Source organism: Kribbella antiqua (assembly GCF_004345665.1).
GTDB classification, from domain to species: Bacteria; Actinomycetota; Actinomycetes; order Propionibacteriales; family Kribbellaceae; genus Kribbella; species Kribbella antiqua.
Window position 1 is genome coordinate 20535 of record NZ_SLWR01000005.1, and the last position, 16015, is coordinate 36549.

Annotated in this window: 15 protein-coding genes; 7 read left to right on the plus strand and 8 right to left on the minus strand. The window is 67.6% G+C overall.

Translation table 11 applies throughout. From position 1 onward, the window contains the following. The first annotated feature begins 221 nt into the window (after positions 1-221). The 4 genes from EV646_RS15345 (at position 222) to EV646_RS15360 (ending at position 4161) form a co-directional block, all read left to right on the plus strand. On the plus strand, positions 222-680 hold the full coding sequence (locus tag EV646_RS15345; RefSeq protein WP_132148985.1) for a hypothetical protein: 459 nt from the start codon (positions 222-224) through the stop codon (positions 678-680). Next, positions 677-2809, plus strand: coding sequence for a bifunctional polysaccharide deacetylase/glycosyltransferase family 2 protein (locus tag EV646_RS15350; protein ID WP_241995985.1), 2133 nt, complete (start codon positions 677-679; stop codon positions 2807-2809). The genes EV646_RS15345 and EV646_RS15350 overlap by 4 nt, the downstream gene beginning before the upstream one ends. 106 nt (positions 2810-2915) lie before the next feature. Further along, positions 2916-3860, plus strand: coding sequence for a zinc metalloprotease (locus tag EV646_RS15355; protein WP_132148987.1), 945 nt, complete (start codon positions 2916-2918; stop codon positions 3858-3860). 76 nt (positions 3861-3936) lie between these two features. Further along, complete coding sequence (locus EV646_RS15360; RefSeq protein WP_132148989.1) at positions 3937-4161, plus strand: hypothetical protein; 225 nt, start codon at positions 3937-3939, stop codon at positions 4159-4161. Positions 4162-4208: 47 nt separating this feature from the next. Here the strand turns inward: EV646_RS15360 and EV646_RS15365 are convergent, their stop codons facing one another. The 4 genes from EV646_RS15365 to EV646_RS15380 all read right to left on the minus strand — a co-directional run bounded on the left by EV646_RS15365 (position 4209) and on the right by EV646_RS15380 (position 8188). Further along, a complete protein-coding gene (locus tag EV646_RS15365) occupies positions 4209-4859 on the minus strand; it encodes a Rid family hydrolase (RefSeq protein ID WP_132148991.1) in 651 nt (216 codons plus the stop codon). Beyond that, entirely contained in the window at positions 4856-6436 is a 1581-nt protein-coding gene (locus EV646_RS15370; protein ID WP_132148993.1) for a flavin monoamine oxidase family protein, read from the minus strand. Before EV646_RS15370 ends, EV646_RS15365 begins: the two co-directional genes overlap by 4 nt. Before the next feature lie 113 nt (positions 6437-6549). Next, entirely contained in the window at positions 6550-7335 is a 786-nt protein-coding gene (locus EV646_RS15375; protein WP_132148995.1) for a S1 family peptidase, read from the minus strand. A gap of 31 nt (positions 7336-7366) precedes the next feature. After that, entirely contained in the window at positions 7367-8188 is an 822-nt protein-coding gene (locus EV646_RS15380; RefSeq protein WP_132148997.1) for an EamA family transporter, read from the minus strand. A gap of 78 nt (positions 8189-8266) precedes the next feature. Here EV646_RS15380 and EV646_RS15385 point away from each other — a divergent pair, with 78 nt between their 5' ends. Further along, positions 8267-9940 (plus strand): alpha-amylase family protein, encoded by a 1674-nt coding sequence (locus EV646_RS15385; RefSeq protein WP_132148999.1) that lies wholly within the window; start codon positions 8267-8269, stop codon positions 9938-9940. 1 nt (position 9941) lies between these two features. On the opposite strand, the gene aceB is transcribed toward EV646_RS15385, so the two are convergent. The 3 genes from aceB to EV646_RS15400 are packed head-to-tail and all read right to left on the minus strand — an operon-like array spanning position 9942 to position 12962. Then, a complete protein-coding gene (gene aceB / locus EV646_RS15390; RefSeq protein ID WP_132149001.1) occupies positions 9942-11510 on the minus strand; it encodes a malate synthase A in 1569 nt (522 codons plus the stop codon). Positions 11511-11535: 25 nt separating this feature from the next. After that, positions 11536-12402: an LLM class F420-dependent oxidoreductase gene (locus EV646_RS15395; RefSeq protein WP_132149003.1), complete on the minus strand. Its 867-nt coding sequence runs from the start codon at positions 12400-12402 to the stop codon at positions 11536-11538. After that, positions 12399-12962, minus strand: coding sequence for a TetR/AcrR family transcriptional regulator (locus EV646_RS15400; RefSeq protein ID WP_241995986.1), 564 nt, complete (start codon positions 12960-12962; stop codon positions 12399-12401). Before EV646_RS15400 ends, EV646_RS15395 begins: the two co-directional genes overlap by 4 nt. A 63-nt stretch (positions 12963-13025) precedes the next feature. Between EV646_RS15400 and EV646_RS15405 the strand changes: the two genes are divergently transcribed. Both EV646_RS15405 and EV646_RS15410 read left to right on the plus strand, forming a co-directional pair. Continuing rightward, entirely contained in the window at positions 13026-14087 is a 1062-nt protein-coding gene (locus EV646_RS15405) for a glycosyltransferase family 2 protein (RefSeq protein WP_132149007.1), read from the plus strand. Next, entirely contained in the window at positions 14071-15216 is a 1146-nt protein-coding gene (locus EV646_RS15410) for a hypothetical protein (protein WP_132149802.1), read from the plus strand. The genes EV646_RS15405 and EV646_RS15410 overlap by 17 nt, the downstream gene beginning before the upstream one ends. On the opposite strand, the gene EV646_RS15415 is transcribed toward EV646_RS15410, so the two are convergent. Next, entirely contained in the window at positions 15213-15782 is a 570-nt protein-coding gene (locus EV646_RS15415; protein ID WP_132149009.1) for a TIGR03086 family metal-binding protein, read from the minus strand. The two genes, EV646_RS15410 and EV646_RS15415, sit on opposite strands and share 4 nt — an antisense overlap. Positions 15783-16015 lie beyond the last annotated feature (233 nt).

Here is a 16015-nt window from a genome sequence, read left to right on the forward strand (position 1 = left end):
CGCTGACCAGAAAGGTAGATGACACAGAGTCACCCTGGCAATACCTCGAGTGCCCTTTCGGGCAAACTTGCTACGGTCCGCGGTCGTCCGGTCGCCAGTCTCCTTCGGGCCGCAGCACCCGCTACTAGGCCGGAATCCCTTGCAATACAAGCGTTTGACGTACGTCGGGTGGGCCGGCGAAGGTGCCTGTGGAGGGATGAGGCGAGTAGGATCTCGCGCTTGTGAAGTCGCCCTCCGCCCGGCGGCCGGTCTTTCTCGATGCGACCGGGCGCCGTCATCGCACCATCCGCCGCGCCGGCGCGGTCCTCGCCGTACCGGCTGTGGGCTACCTGTTACTGATGGCGAGCAGCCTGCTGGGCGGGCCGAGCCTGGACACGCCGCTGATCCCGGTGCCCGAGGCAGTCAAGCCGGCGCACAAACCCGTCAAGTCCCCCGGTCCTGCCGCCGTCGAGTCGGTGCGGCCGAGTGAGAAGCCTGCGACGCCGACGACTGAGCCGACCAGCACACCGACTCAGGCCATCACGCCGGCCGCGGCCACTGTGACTCCGACCGTCGTACCCACTCCGACTCCGACGCCATCGACCCCGGCCACCACTACGACGCCGGGTAGGTCGCACAGCACCAGCAGCAACAAGCCGACCGCGCCTCCGGGCCGGACGAAGTCGCCGTCCAAGCCGTGAGTCGTCCGGTCGCACGACGCGCCAAACAGGTGCCGCTACGGACCCACTGGGTGGTCCTGACGATGCTGCTCGTCTGCCTGTCGAGCATGCTGCTCCTGAACGGCTACACGCACCACATGTACGGCGCGGAGGCCGACGGCGCGGTCAAGCCCGTTGGCCCGACCAAGGATGTCCCGAAGGCGATCGCCAACGGCGGTCCGGTGATCGACGCCGTACCAGGGCAGCCGCGCTCGGTGTCGCCCAAGGCTCGCACCATCGCACTCACCTTCGACGACGGACCGGATCCGGTCTGGACGCCCAAGGTGCTCGACGTCCTGAAAGCCCAGAAAATCAAGGCGACCTTCTTCGTCGTCGGCACCGAGGTCGCCGCCCACCCGGAGCTGGCCCGGCGCATAGTTGCCGAAGGCCACCAAATCGCGTTGCACACCTTCACGCACGCGAACCTGTCCACCGTTCCGGGCTGGCGCCGGTCGCTCGAACTGCGGCAGAGCCAGCTGATCCTGGCCGGTGCGACAGGAGTCAGTACGCCGCTGCTCCGGCCGCCGTACTCGTCCGAAGCCGACGCGTTGACCGACGCCGACTGGACCTCGATCGAGGACACCCGCAAGGCCGGCTACCTGACCGTGCTGAGCACCCAGGACAGCGACGACTGGCGCCGCCCCGGCACCGCGCGGGTGATCGCCAACTCGACGCCGCGCGGCACTCGCGGGCAGATCCTGCTGATGCACGACGCCGGCGGCGACCGCAGTGAAACCGTCGCCGCACTGGCCAAACTGATCCCCACCCTGAAGGCCCGCGGCTTCAAGTTCGCCACCGTGAGCGACGCCGTCGGGCTCCCGCAGCCCACCCGCCACGCCAGCCTGCTGGAACGCGGACGCGGGCTCGCCGCGATCTGGGCGATCCGAGTGAGTGACGACGTGCTGAAACTGCTCACCTGGCTCCTGTACGCCGCCGGCGCGCTCAGCGTGCTGCGAGCCATCACGACCGTCATCGCGGCCCGGCGTCACGCGCGGCAGCGCGACTGGACCTGGGGTCCGCCGGTGACCGATCCGGTCAGCGTGATCGTGCCGGCGTACAACGAGAGCGCCGGGATCGAGGCCACGATCAGGTCGCTGGCCCGGTCGGATCACCCGATCGAGGTGATCGTGGTCGACGACGGCTCCACCGACGGTACGGCGGACATCGTGGAGGCGATGGGCATTCCCGGCGTCCGGGTGATCCGGCAGCGCAACGCCGGCAAGCCGGTCGCGCTCAACACCGGGCTCCAGGCGGCTCACTTCGACCTGATCGTGATGGTCGACGGTGACACGGTGTTCGAACGGGACGCTGTACGCCGGATCGTCCAGCCGTTCGCCGATCCCTCCGTCGGCGCGGTGTCGGGCAACGCGAAGGTCGGCAACCGCAAGGGCCTGCTGGGTCGCTGGCAGCACATCGAGTACGTGGTCGGCTTCAACCTGGACCGGAGGCTGTTCGACCTGGCCGAGTGCATGCCGACCGTCCCCGGTGCCATCGGCGGATTCCGTCGTACGGCGCTCGAGCGCATCGGCGGGCTCAGTGACGTGACGCTTGCCGAGGACACCGACCTCACCATGGCGCTGTGCCGGGACGGCTGGCGGGTGGTCTACGAGGAGCGTGCGATCGCGTGGACCGAGGCGCCGGCGTCGCTGGGCGCGTTGTGGCGGCAGCGGTACCGCTGGTGCTACGGCACCCTCCAGGCGATGTGGAAGCACCGCGGTGCGTGGGTCCAGCGCGGCCAGGCCGGCAAGCTCGGCCGGCGCGGTCTGACCTACCTCCTGCTGTTCCAGGTCTTGCTGCCGCTACTGGCGCCGGTCGTGGATGTCTTCGCCATCTACGGCCTGATCTTCCTCGACCCGCTCCGGGTAGGCCTGGTCTGGCTCGGCTTCCTGGCCCTCCAGTTCGGCATGGGCCGCTACGCGTTCCACCTGGACGGTGAACGCGCCGGACCGCTGTGGACGCTCCCGCTGCAGCAGTTCGTCTACCGGCAGCTGATGTACCTCGTTGTCATCCAATCCGTCTTCACCGCCCTGGCCGGCTCCCGCCTGCGCTGGCAAAGGATGGAACGCTACGGAAGTCTCGGCTCCCCCGCGCGCACTGAAGGTTTTCCCTAGATCGCGGGGATTTCGGCACTCATCGCTTCCGGATCGGCGGTCCGGCCACGCAAGATCTCCGGCAACCGGCCGCCCGCCCAGCGGCCCCGTCCGGAGGAGCGCTTTCATGCGATCTTTCATTACCCGTCCTCGCGCGCTAGCGGTCCTGTTGGCCGGTACGGCGCTCACCTTCAGCCCACTGGGTGGTCAGGCCACCGCCAAACTCCCGGTGGACAAGCTGCCGTCAGCCGACTGCTTCGTGCCACCGGCCGGTTCCGCGGCCAAGGGTGGCCGTGGCGCCGACACCCGCGAGATCTCGGTCGCCGAGCAGAAGGCGATCGAGGCCCGTACCGCTCAGCGCTTGAAGGAGCGGTCCGCCCGCGGCATCGCCGTACCGAAGGGTGCGCTGGCTGCCGCGAGCATCCCCGTCTACGTCCACGTGATGCGGGACGCGGCCGGCAACGGTGACGTCACCGACGCCCAGATCACGAACCAGATCGCCGTACTGAACAAGACGTACGGCGGTCAGGAGTCGTCGCAGGCGGCGAACACCGGCTTCACCTTCTCGCTGGCCGGTGTCGACCGCTTCAACAACAGCAACTGGCACAAGGACAAGCAGAGCAGCACGTACCGCAAGCAGACCCGCAAGGGCGGTGCGAACGCGCTGAACATCTGGCTGGTCGACTTCGCCTACCTCGGGATCGCGACGTTCCCGTGGGACTACGACCGCAACCCCGGCATCGACGGCATCCGGGTGCACTTCGACTCGCTGCCGGGCGGCTCGATCGCCAACTACAACCTCGGTGAGACCGCGACCCACGAGGCCGGCCACTGGCTGGGGCTGTACCACACCTTCCAGGGCGGTTGTACGTCGACGAACGACGAGGTCTCCGACACCCCGGCGCAGAGCAGCTCGACCAACGGCTGCCCCGAAGGCCGCGACTCCTGCTCGCTGCCAGGTCTTGACCCGATCCACAACTACATGGACTACTCGTACGACACCTGCTACAACCAGTTCACTCCGGGCCAGAGCACCCGGATGAGCAACATGTGGACGGCCTACCGGGCCTAGCCTGTGAGACGTGGTCACCCCGGCATGCGTGGCCGGGGTGACCACTTGTCTCACCGGGGGCGCGTAGGCTGCGAGGATGGCGAGCGTTGTGTTGCGGGTGCGGCTCATGAACGGTGACCATCTGGACGTCACGTACGAGGATCCTGCCGCAGTCGATGACGACGACGTCATCGAGCACGCTGTCGCGGCGCTTACCGACGACGCCGGAGTGCTTCGGTGCAGACACGGCAACCGGCTCCTGGTGCTGTACGCGCGCGGCGTCGCCGCCGTGGAGATCGCACCACGCGGCGCGGTTCTGTAACGCATCGGATGCCCTGGCGGTTCGATTCGCCAGGGCATCCGCAGGCGTCAGCGTTTCGGGTAGGCCGCGTCGACTTCTACCTCGACCAGCCAGCCGTTGACCGGCAGGTTCTCGATCTCGAGGGCGAAGCGGGAGGGTCGGGCCTTGTTCACCACGAACGGTTTGGCGGGTGGCGCCGTACCGAGGGGGACGGGGACGTACTCGCCGGTGGTGAGGTCGGTGTTGGCGAAGTACTGGCGGTAGGCGCGATTCCAGCCGGCGAAGTCGGCGGTAGCCGCGCCGGCGGGGTTCTGCAGGAAGACGCGCATCGTGTAGACATCGGCGTACGAGAGACCGGCCGCCTGCAGGTTCTCACCGATCCGGCGCAGGACGTTGATGCCCTGGGCCTCTGTGATCGTGACACCCGCGGGCAGCGTGCCGCCCGGGAAGACGACAGTGTCGATGTACGACGCCTCGGACCCGGCCGGAGCACCCGTGTTGAGCGCGGACGGTCCGATCCCGCTGGTCTTGTAGACGGGAGTGTTGGCCCCGATGCCGACTCCGCTGGCGATCATCGGGTTGGACTGTCCGGCAGGCAGCGCCGGTACGACGGTGCCGGGGCTCGGCGGTTTCGGTTTGTCCCACCAGCCTGCGGCGGTTCCGGTCCCCGCGGCGAAGGCGACGACGACTGCGGCAACTCCTGTGATTACACGCTTCATTTGCTCGCCACCCGACTGTGCAGGGCCGTCACCGTCGCCCGGGCGGACGTCATCGCACCGTGCTGCCAGGCGATGGCGTGGGACAGGTGGTCACCGGCGAAGTAGATGTTGCCGGTGGCATCGAGCAGCTTGGCGTACACGCCGTCGGTCTGCGACGGCCAGCTGATCCAGGACGCCTCGGAGTACTTGGTTCCCAGCCAGTTCACCGAGAAGGTGGCCTCGATGTCCTTGCCGTACACGTCACCGTGGATCTTGGTGCCCTGGGCAACGGCTCGGTCGAGCCGGGCGGCCGGCGTCAGAGCGCCGTACGTGTTGGCGTTCGCGCCGGTGTTGTAGTAGCTGATCACGGTGCCGCGTTTGCCGTGGAAGCCGTACGACGGGTACCACGTGTTCACGGTGTCGAGGTTGCTGTTGGTGATGCCGCCGTAGATGCGCAGGTCCTCCTCCCACCAGCGACGGCCGTACTCGATGCCGAGCTTGCCCGCGTTCGTCGGCCGCGCGTACTGAAGTGCGGTGATGATGTCGGCGGGCAGGTTGGACGGGATCTTCGCCGCGATGTGCGGTGGCAGTGAGCAGATCGCGAAATCGGCGGTGAGAACGCGAGGCCGCGCGCCGGTGGTGTAGGTGATCTCGACACCCGCGCTGGTGTTGCGCAGGCCGAGCACCTCGGCGCCGTACTGGATCTTCTCCCGGCCGATCGCCTGCTCGAACGCGTACGGGATCCGGTCCATGCCGCCGACCGGCTGGAACATCATCATCGCCTGGTCCCAGCCGAACTCGAACGAGAAGTAGTTGCCGACACCGCTGGCAAAGACATCGCTCAGGGCGTACGGCGCGGCCGTCGTACCGCCCTCGAGACCGGCGCCCGGCTCGACGTCGTAGCCGCGGCGGCCGTCGGTTCCGGTGTACTTGAACCCGCTGGACTTGTCGCCGATCGAGCCGAAGCTGGTCAGGAAACCGATCAGTGCTTGCTTGTCGGTCGCGGTGAGGTAGCTGTCGAGGGCACCTTGATCGGTGGCCTTCGCGAGCAATTCGGAGACGTAGCCGTAGGTGTCCGCCTTCGCGGTGCGGTGCCGGATCGGCTTGTTGGACAGGGCCGTGCTGCCTTCGCGGTAGAGGTACGCGTCGGCGTTCTGGTTGACGAAGGGCTCGATCGCGACGCCGAGTTCGCGGCAGTAGTCCAGCGTCACGTGATGCTGCGGGATACGGGCGGGACCGGCGTTCATGTACTGGCCCTTGGAGAACGTCGCTCGCTGAGTGTTGCCGGCCAGGTCGGTCTCCTCGGTGCCGCCGCGGACCGTCCAGTTCCGGCCGCCGGGGCGCTTGCGGGCCTCCAGCAGAGTGACCTTGTAGCCGGCCTTCAGTAGCTCGTACGCCGAGGTGAGACCGGCGATGCCGGCGCCGAGGATGACGACGTGTTTGGTGCCCCGGCCGGCCAACTCGACCCGCGACGGAGCGGCGTACGCGGGGGTTTCGGCGGCGCTGGTGAGGCCGAGCGCCGACATCGTGGAGTACATGACACCGGCTCCACCGGTGATACCGACCTGTCGCAGGAACTGACGTCTGGTTTGCGCCATGCCTTCTCCTCACTGGGCAACGGTTTGCTGACCAGAAAGGTAAGGAGGTGATGTTTTGACGGCGTGTCAGTACCGTGACGACCTGACGCTCATACTGCCAGGTACGTTACGGCTTAACGACCCTGACGCAACTGAGTCGTCAGAGCCTTGACGACAGGAGCGACTTCGGCGTAGACGCCTGGGTAGCCTGGTTCGGCGCAGCCTTTGCCCCAGGAGACGATGCCCAGCAGGCGGCCGTTGAGGACCAGTGGGCCGCCGGAGTCGCCTTGGCAGGAGTCGCCGGTGCCGTCGAGGTACCCGGCGCACACGTTGGCTGCTGCGGTGTAGCCGTTGCCGACGTACTCCTTGTTGGCAAGGCACGCCTGGTCACCCAGGTCCGGCACGGCCAGCTTCTGCAGCGTGTCGTCCGGCCCGGTGTCGTCCGTGTCGCCCCAGCCATAGACAGTCGGTACGACGCCACGCCGGTCCGCCTTCGGGCTCGTCTCCAGCTTGATCACCGGGACTCCGGTGAACGGCCGAGCCAGCGTGAGGATGGCGAAGTCGTTGTGGTTGTCCCGGGTGTTGTAGCCGGGGTGGATCCACACCTTGCTGATCCTGGAGACCCGGCCGGTGCTGTCGTCGGTGAGGTCCGCGCGGCCCTGGATCGCCGTGTACGTCGACAGCGGCTTGACCATGCAGTGCGCGGCGGTGAGCAACTTGTTCGGCCGGACCAGGACCGCGCCGCACCAGCGACCTGTGTAGCGCGAGGAAGTCGAGTTCGTCAGGGATACCGCCCACGGAGCTTCGCTGACACTCCCCAGCGTGCCTCCGACGATGAGTCGCTTCCCCGTCGATGCCGATACGGCTCCCGCCGAGACGAGGAGAAGTGCGGCGGCAAGCACAGCGGCGCGTTTCAACATGCCGACGAACTTACTCCAAGTGATCTGTCAATTACACGGAGATCAGTACGACGGTCAGCCCGGCGAGTCCCAGTCCGACCAGCAACCGACGCGTCACCGGCTCTCGCAACACCGTGATCCCGGCCAGCACGGGCACGACCGGATACAACGACGTGAGAACCACGGCGATCGACAGTGCCTGCTCCCGGCTAGCGAACCAGAACGACGCGATTGCCACCGTCCCCAGCGCACCGGACAGCGCTGCGAGACCCAGCGTGCGGCTGTGCATGCGTAGCCGGCGCGCTGCCCACGGCGCCACAGTCATCGCTGCGCAGACCCGGTTGAACACCAGTGGCCAGAGCCCGGCCCCCGGGTCAGCCTGCGCCAAAGCCAAGTACTGCAAAGAGAACGCGGCACCCGACAGCAGCGCCCACCGCGTCCCAGCCGCACTCCCGCCCCGCGGCCCTGCCTTGCTGGTGATCAGCCACAGCGCCGGAACAGACAGTGCGAACCCCAGCCATGCAGCAAGCCCGATGTGATCACCGAGCAACGCCACTCCAATCAGCACTGGGATAGCCACCCCAGCCACATCACTCAGCGGTACGACGATGCTGAAGCGGCCGACACTCATCGCCTGGAACAGAAACGCAGCACCCAGCCCAGTGCCCACTCCAGCCACCGCACCCCAGCCAAGCGATGCCCACGTCACGTCAGGTGCAGCCACGAACAGTGCGGCCACCAGTGTCAGCACCACGCCGGTGAGCTGGCCGATGAACGCCACGGCCGCGCTGTGCAGTCGCCGCGCCGCCACGCCGGCAGCAATGTCGGACAACCCGAAAGCAACCGCGGACAACAGCGCCAGCCCGATTCCCAACCGTCACCTCCGACTCGACGTTTCACCGCTGTACCCATTGCCGTGTATTCCAGTGCACCTCCGGGCACCGGGAGCGGCATGAGGCTGACCGAGACAGCAGATGTGTGGTGGAAGAACGCCGTGGTGTACTGCCTCGACGTCGAGACCTTCTTCGACACCGACGGCGACGGCCGCGGTGATCTGCGCGGAGTGAGCCAGCGGATCGACCATCTGGCCGAGCTCGGCGTGACGTGCCTGTGGCTGATGCCCTTCTATCCCACGCCGGACCGCGACGACGGCTACGACATCACCGACTTCTACGGCGTCGACCCGCGGCTCGGGTCGCACGGTGAGCTCGTCGAGCTGATCACCCTCGCGCAGGACCGCGGGATGCGGGTGATCGCCGACCTGGTCGTCAACCACACCTCCGACCAGCACCCGTGGTTCCAAAGCGCCCGGGCTTCGCGGCAGTCGCCGTACCGGGACTGGTACGTCTGGCGGGACGAGCCGCCGCCGGACGCGGACAAGGGCATCGTCTTCCCGGACCAGGAGAAGAGCCTGTGGGAGTACGACGAGCAGGCCGGGCAGTACTACCTGCACAGGTTCTACAAGCACCAGCCGGATCTCGACATCGCGAACCCCGAGGTGCGCGAGGAGATCCAGCGGGTGATCGGCTTCTGGCTGCAACTGGGGCTGTCCGGGTTCCGGGTGGACGCCGTACCGTTCCTGCTCGACACGGCCGGCGCACTGGACGCGGCCGACCTGCCGGACCCGCATGACTACCTGCGAGACCTGCGGGCCTTCATGGCGCGACGGCATGGCGGGGCGATGCTGCTGGGCGAGGTCAACCTGCCCTACAAGGACGTACGGCGCTTCTTCGGTGACGAGGATGGCGACGAGCTGACGATGTGCTTCGACTTCATCGGCATGCAGAAGCTCTACCTGTCGCTGGCGCGCAGTGACCCGGCCGAGCTGGTCAAGAGCCTGCGGGAGCGGCCGGACCCGCCGGAGGAAGCGCAGTGGGGCACGTTCGTGCGTAACCACGACGAGCTCACGCTGGACAAGCTCACCGACGAGGAACGGCAGGAGGTGTTCGACGCCTTCGGCCCGGAGGAGAGCATGCAGCTGTACGGTCGCGGCCTACGCCGTCGGCTGCCTCCGATGCTCGGCAACGACCTGCGCCGGCTGAAGATGGCCTACAGCCTGCTGTTCTCGCTGCCCGGTACACCGGTGCTGTTCTACGGCGAGGAGATCGGCATGGGCGAAAACCTCGCTGCAGAAGGCAGAAACGCGGTCCGTACGCCGATGCAGTGGACGGCCACGGCTAACGGCGGCTTCTCGATCGCGGATCCGGATCGGCTCGCCGCGCCGCTGCCTGAGGGTGATTACAGCCCGGAACACGTCAACGTCGCGGCCCAACGCCGTGACCCCGATTCACTCCTCAACTGGATGAAGCTGCTCATCCAGCGCTACCGCGAATGCCCTGAGCTCTCCTGGGGCCGCTACACGCTGCTCGAGCATGACTCCCGATCCGTGTTCGCCCATCGCTCCGACTACGAGGACGGCACGGTCATCGCCGTACACAACTTCGCCGACGAGCCAGCGCACGTAGCACTCGCCGTGGCCGGCGCGGGCGTCGGCGTACAGGCCGTTGATCTGTTGAGCGACGGTACGGCGGACGTGGGCGAGGACGGCGTGGTCGAACTGGACCTCGACCCCTACGGCTGCCGCTGGCTCCGACTCATCCGGCCCGGCGATCGCTACATCGTCTGAGTCAGGGCATCCGTTCGTACGCCGGCAGCGTCAGGAAGTCGGCGTAGTCGTCGGCCAGGGCGACCTCGAGGAAGGTTTCGCGGGCGGCTTTGAAGCGGTCCGGGTCGTCGCCGAGTTTGGCGATCTCCTCGTCGGCGATGCGCTGGACCAATTCGGTCGTGACCGTCTCGCCCGAGTCGAGGACGACGCCGTTCTGCCGCCACTGCCAGATCTGCGATCGCGAGATCTCGGCGGTGGCGGCGTCTTCCATCAGGTTGAAGATGCCGACGGCGCCGGTGCCTTGCAGCCAGGCGGCGAGGTACTGGATCGCGACGCTGACGTTGTTCCGAAGCCCTGCCTCCGTCACCTCGCCCGGCGTCGCGGCAACGTCGAGCAGGTCCGCGGCCGTGACGGAGACGTCCTCACGCAGCTTGCCGAGCTGGTTCGGCTGCGAGCCGAGGACCGCGTCGAAGACCGCCTTGCAGGTCTCGACCATGCCCGGGTGCGCGACCCAGGAGCCGTCGAAGCCGTCAGCGGCTTCGCGGCGCTTGTCCGCCTCGACCTTGGCGAAGGCCTGCTCGTTCACCGCCGGGTCCTTGCTCGGGATGAACGCCGCCATCCCGCCGATCGCGTGCGCACCGCGCTTGTGGCAGGTGCGGACCAGCAGTTCCGTGTACGCGCGCATGAACGGGACCGTCATGGTGACGCTGTTGCGATCCGGCAACTGGAAGTCGGCGCCACGGGTGCGGTGGGTCTTGATCACGCTGAACATGTAGTCCCAGCGGCCCGCGTTCAGCCCGGCCGAGTGCTCCCGCAGCTCGTAGAGGATCTCCTCCATCTCGAACGCGGCCGGGTAGGTCTCGATCAGCACGGTCGCCCGGATCGTGCCGCGTGGGATGCCGAGGTACTCCTGCGCCGTGACGAACACGTCGTTCCAAAGCCGCGCCTCCAGGTGCGACTCCATCTTCGGCAGGTAGAAGTACGGGCCCTGGCCGCGGTCGATCTGCAGCTGGCCGCTGGCGGCGAGATAGAGCGCGAAGTCGACCAGCGAGCCGGACACCGGTGAACCGTCCACCAGGATGTGCTTCTCGGGCAGGTGCCAGCCGCGCGGCCGGACAACGATCGTCGCCAGCTCCTCGTCGGGCTTCAGTTCGTAGCTCTTGGCGTCGGTGCTGAAGTCGATCCGTCGAGTGATCGCGTCGAGGAGGTTCAGCTGCCCGCCGATGACGTTCTCCCAGAGCGGTGTGTTCGCGTCCTCCTGGTCGGCCAGCCAGACCTTGGCGCCGGAGTTCAGCGCATTGATCGTCATCTTCCGGTCGGTCGGGCCGGTGATCTCCACCCGCCGGTCCACCAGCCCGGGCGCCAAGGGCGCGACCCGCCAGGTGGGATCGTCCCGTACGTCCTTCGTCTCCGGCAGGAATCCCAGCGACGCACCCGCGGCGATCTCCGCGATCCGCTCTTTGCGCCGCGCGAGCAGCTCTTGCCGTCGTCCGTCGTACTCGCGATGCAGCGTCTCGATCAGCCCAAGCGCCCGCTCGGTCAGGATCTCGTCGTACCGCTCACCCTGTGCTCCGACTACCTCAACACCCATGCCCCCGACGCTATACCGAGTTGCCTCAGGCGTTGCGCAAGACCGGTAGGACGTCTCGTAGTACGGCGGCGTGGTCCTCGGGGCGGTTCAGGCCCAGGTTCATCGTGTTGACGCAGAGGTGAGTGGCGCCGAGGGCGCGCCAGCCGTCGATGAAGGCCGGCCACTCCTTCTCGGGCACGTCGCCGAGGGTGAGCCGCGGTTCGATGCCGATTGCATTGGGATCGCGACCGGCTTCGGCGGCGTACGCGCGGAGTGCTTCGACGTCGGCACTCGCCTTGTGGTCGGGCGGGGCCTGCGGCATCCAGCCGTCACCGATCCGGCCAGTACGGCGGAGCACTGCCTCCGCGCGGCCGCCGAACCAGATCGGGATACCCAGCCGTGGCGGCAAGGGATTCAGCCCGGCGTCGTCCACCTGATGGAACCGGCCGTCGTACGAGATCACCGGCTCCGCCCACAGTTGGCGGAGCAGGTCCACCTGCTCGTCGAGCAGAGCGCCGCGTTGCCGGAACGGCACTCCGAGCGCCTGGTACTCGACCTGGTTCCAGCCGATGCCGACGCCGAGCCGCAGTCGGCCTCCGCTCAGTACGTCGACCTCTGCCGCCTGCTTGGCGACGAGTGCCGTCTGACGCTGCGGCAGCACCAGTACCCCCGTGACCAGCTCGAGCTCGGTCGTGATCGCCGCGAGGTAGCCGAACAGCACGAACACCTCGTGGAACAAAGACTTGTCGGTATAGCCGGTCCAACCAGGCCTGTTCGTGGGATCCGCGCCGAGCACGTGGTCGTAGGCGAGCGCGTGGGTGTAGCCCGCCTGCTCGACGGTCGTGGCCCACTCGCGGACGACAGCTGGGTCCGCACCGATCTCGAGCTGCGGAAATACGGCGCCGATCCTCATCGCGAGACCTCCGGTAACAGACTGATCAGACCTTGCACCGCGAGCTCGAAAGGCTCCGCGGAATTGGCCGCCCGGGCCAGCACATATCCACCCTGGAGTACGGCGGCGATCGTCGCGGCCACCTGCTCGGGATCGAGCGACTCCGGATATTCACCCTTGTTTTTGCCTTCAGCAACGATTTCGGCCAGCCGGGACTGCAGCCAGCGAAAGGTTTCGGCGACCGGCGCGCGCAAATCGGGATCGGCGATGACGTCCGGATCCGCCGCGAGCCGGCCGATCCGGCAGCCGCGGAGAACGTCCCGGTCCCGTTCGAGGTAGTGGCTGATCCGCTCGGTCGCCGTACCGGGACCGTCGAACTGCTCCGCGGCGGACTCGCGGAGCTCGGCGGCGGATCGCTCGATCGCGGCGCGGGCGAGCTCGGCCTTGCCGCTGAAGTGGTGGTACATGCTGCCTTGTCCGGCGTCGGCCAGCCGCTGGATCGCCTTCGGGCTGGTGCCGACGTACCCGCGGTCCCAGAGCAGCTCCTGGGTGCTGCGGATCAGGCGTTCCAGGGTTTCCACCAGGTGAATTGTACTAACCCTCGGTTGGCCTCGAGTTGGACTGGACCGATAGTCTCGGGCGCCATGAGCAAGAGTGTCGCTATCGCCGTCATCACCTTTCGGCGACCCACTCTGCTCCATGCGCTGCTGACCAGCCTGCAAGCGCAGGAACTGCCTGCGGACAGTGACTACTCGGTCCGGATCGTGGTCGTCGACAACGACGCGGACGGCTCCGCAGCGCGGGTGCTCAAGGAGTTCGGCGACGACGCGCCGTACCCGATCGAATCGGTGATCGAGCCGGAGCCGGGCATCCCTTTCGCCCGGGAGAAGTCGGTCCAACTGTGCTGGGACGACGACGCGCTGATCTTCGTCGACGACGACGAAACCGCGCCGCCCGGCTGGCTGGCCACGCTGCTGCAGGCCTGGGAGACGACGGGTGCCGACGTCGTCACCGGCCCGATCAAGGGCAAGATCCCAGCGGGCGCCCCGGCCTGGAACCATTACAGCGACGTCCACGACTCGACCGGCCAGCACACCACCGGCAAGGAAATGGGCAAGGCCTACACGAACAACACGCTGGTCAGCCAGCGGGTCTACCACCGGATCACGCCCGGCTTCCATCCGGCGTTCCGCTACACCGGCTCCAGCGACCTGCATTTCTTCCTGCGGGTACATCAGGCCGGCTTCCGGATCGTCTGGTGCGAGGAGGCGTGCATCAGCGAGGACGTGCCGGAGTCGCGGACGACGTTGAAATGGCTGATCCGGCGGGCGTTCCGGTCCGGCAGCGGTGACACGATCAGCCGGCTGCTGATCCGCCGGGGCCTGCTCAGCTACCTGCAGGTGCTGGCCTATGCTTCGGCCCGAGTGGTTTCGGCCATCGGGTTCGCGGTCGCCGGGCTGCTGCTCGGCCGCCGGGCGTACCTGCTGAAGGCGGTCCGCCGGTTCTTCTCCGGCATCGGCAGTCTCGCGGGCATAGTAGGGATCAACCATGACGAGTACCGGGAACGGCACGGGGCCGACACAGGGGCCGACAGTGGCGAGCCTGTGCCGGGCGATCTGGCAGGTGGAGCGGGAGCTGAATCTGCTCGACTGGCGGATCAAGACGGCGGCTCCGTGGCCGATCATCCGGATGCGCGTCTTCCATGAGCTGACCAAGCGCGCCGGTATCCACGGCACGTCCCATCCGGTACGACGTTCGCCGTACGACAAGATTCGGCTGGTCGGCCGGCATGTCACCGGGCTGGCCACCAGGAACCCGTTCCTCGGCACGTACGACGCAATGGTCGTGCCGCACCCGCGGAAACCGGGCGGTGTCGAGATCTACACCGAGGAACTCCGGCGGGCACTCGGGCCGTCGGCGCTGATCCTGGATTCGGGGATCAACGGCACGCCGCTCCCGGGCAGCAAGAACCTGGATTTCTTCACGTCCGCCGCCGGGGCCCTGCATCCGCGGTCGGTCGACGATCGCGGCGTCGCTGAAGCGTTACGGGAGCTGACCGGCGTGTCAGTGCCGATCGGGGCGCTGCTGGCACGCGAGGTGCCGAAGCATCTGCGGCTGCGGGCGCTGTATCGCGCGCTGCTGCGCAGGCACCGGATCAAGACGGTCTACGTGGTGGTGGCGTACTTCCACCAACACATCGTCGGCGCGGCCCGCGACCTGGGGATTCGGGTGGTCGAGCTGCAGCACGGCGCGATCAGCCCCTTCCATCTCGGCTACAGCTACCCGGGCCGACCAGTCGTGGCTGACCAACCCGACGAGCTCTGGTGCTTCGGCTCCTACTGGACTGACGTGGCCGAGCTCCCGGCCGGCATGAGTACGTCAGTCATCGGCGCGCCGTACCTACCTGCTGTCGGTCAGAAGGACCCCAACCGGGTCGTCTTCCTGTCCCAGGGCACGGTCGGCAGCGAGCTGTTGCACGTCGCCCAGGCGGTCGCCAAGGAGAACCCGGGGCTGGAGGTACTCTTCCGCCTGCACCCGAGCGAGCACGCCTCCGACTACACGCCCCCGGCAGGCGTCCAGCTGTCGACGTCCGGCAGCACGCTCGACCTGCTGGCCTCCGCCACCTACCAGGTAGGCGTCTCCACCACGGCGCTCTTCGAAGGCATGTCGCTGGGCTGCCGGACCGCAGTAGCGAACCTGCCCGGCCACGAGTACCTGGACCGAGCCATCAGCCAGGGCCACGCCCTCCTGATGACCGACCCGACCCAGCTGACGACGGCGCCCCTCTGCCCGACCCCGGAGGTCTACTACGCCCCGAGCAACCTGCCGCTCTAGGGCTGTCGGCCGATCATGCCCAGCAGCCGGTCCTGCAGCGGTGCATCGGCCGGTACTTTGACCTCCGGCCCGAACACCTCGACACCTTCGCCGAAGGCCCCTGGTGTGCGGAACTTCTCCATCATCTCGGGCGGGATGCTCGCCGTACTGGACCAGAGACGCTCGACGTCGGCCGGGTCCATCGTCTCGTCCTGATCGGTGGCGCGGGCGAGATCCCAGCCGTGCAGGACGAGGTCGTCCGAGATGACCTGGTCGATGTGCTGCTCTGTCGTCATCCGGCCGCTCGGAGTGTCGGCCTCGGCGAGCGCGAGGACTGGGTCGTCCAGCACCTCCTCGACCGCCGCCCGCGCCTCCTGGAACGCGGTCAGCGGGTCGTCCGACGGCTCCAGCTTCCGCCCGGCCGGCATCAGCATGATGCCGTGCATCATCACGATGTGGTCGACCACGTCCTTGGCCGTCCACTTCTCGCACGGCGACTGGTTCCCCCACTGCTCCGGCCGAACTGCGGCGACCTTCTGCTCGAACGCCTTCGCCCGCCGCTGGTACCGGTCCGCAATCTCTCCCATTCCCGCATCCTGCCGCTTCGTCCAGTAGCGCGGAAGTGTCGGCGCGGCTGAGCTGCTACCGCTCTGCCACGACCTCGGCGTCGCAGTTCTGGCCGCTGGGGTCTTCCAGGGCGGCGTACTCGCGGACACCGCCGAAGGCGCGCCACACGGATCACCGAGGTCGCCGGGTGGATGGACCACAAGATCCCATTGGCGTTCTGGTCCGCACTGGAACGGTCGGGCCTCGTCGAAGG

Coding starts and splice junctions, on each gene's coding strand:
- EV646_RS15355 (WP_132148987.1), top strand. CDS start 2,916: ATGCGATCTTTCATTACCCGTCCTCGCGCGCTAGCGGTCCTGTTGGCC.
- EV646_RS15360 (WP_132148989.1), top strand. CDS start 3,937: ATGGCGAGCGTTGTGTTGCGGGTGCGGCTCATGAACGGTGACCATCTG.
- EV646_RS15365 (WP_132148991.1), bottom strand. CDS start 4,859: ATGAAGCGTGTAATCACAGGAGTTGCCGCAGTCGTCGTCGCCTTCGCC.
- EV646_RS15370 (WP_132148993.1), bottom strand. CDS start 6,436: ATGGCGCAAACCAGACGTCAGTTCCTGCGACAGGTCGGTATCACCGGT.
- EV646_RS15375 (WP_132148995.1), bottom strand. CDS start 7,335: ATGTTGAAACGCGCCGCTGTGCTTGCCGCCGCACTTCTCCTCGTCTCG.
- EV646_RS15385 (WP_132148999.1), top strand. CDS start 8,267: ATGAGGCTGACCGAGACAGCAGATGTGTGGTGGAAGAACGCCGTGGTG.
- aceB (WP_132149001.1), bottom strand. CDS start 11,510: ATGGGTGTTGAGGTAGTCGGAGCACAGGGTGAGCGGTACGACGAGATC.
- EV646_RS15395 (WP_132149003.1), bottom strand. CDS start 12,402: ATGAGGATCGGCGCCGTATTTCCGCAGCTCGAGATCGGTGCGGACCCA.
- EV646_RS15405 (WP_132149007.1), top strand. CDS start 13,026: ATGAGCAAGAGTGTCGCTATCGCCGTCATCACCTTTCGGCGACCCACT.
- EV646_RS15410 (WP_132149802.1), top strand. CDS start 14,071: ATGCGCGTCTTCCATGAGCTGACCAAGCGCGCCGGTATCCACGGCACG.
- EV646_RS15415 (WP_132149009.1), bottom strand. CDS start 15,782: ATGGGAGAGATTGCGGACCGGTACCAGCGGCGGGCGAAGGCGTTCGAG.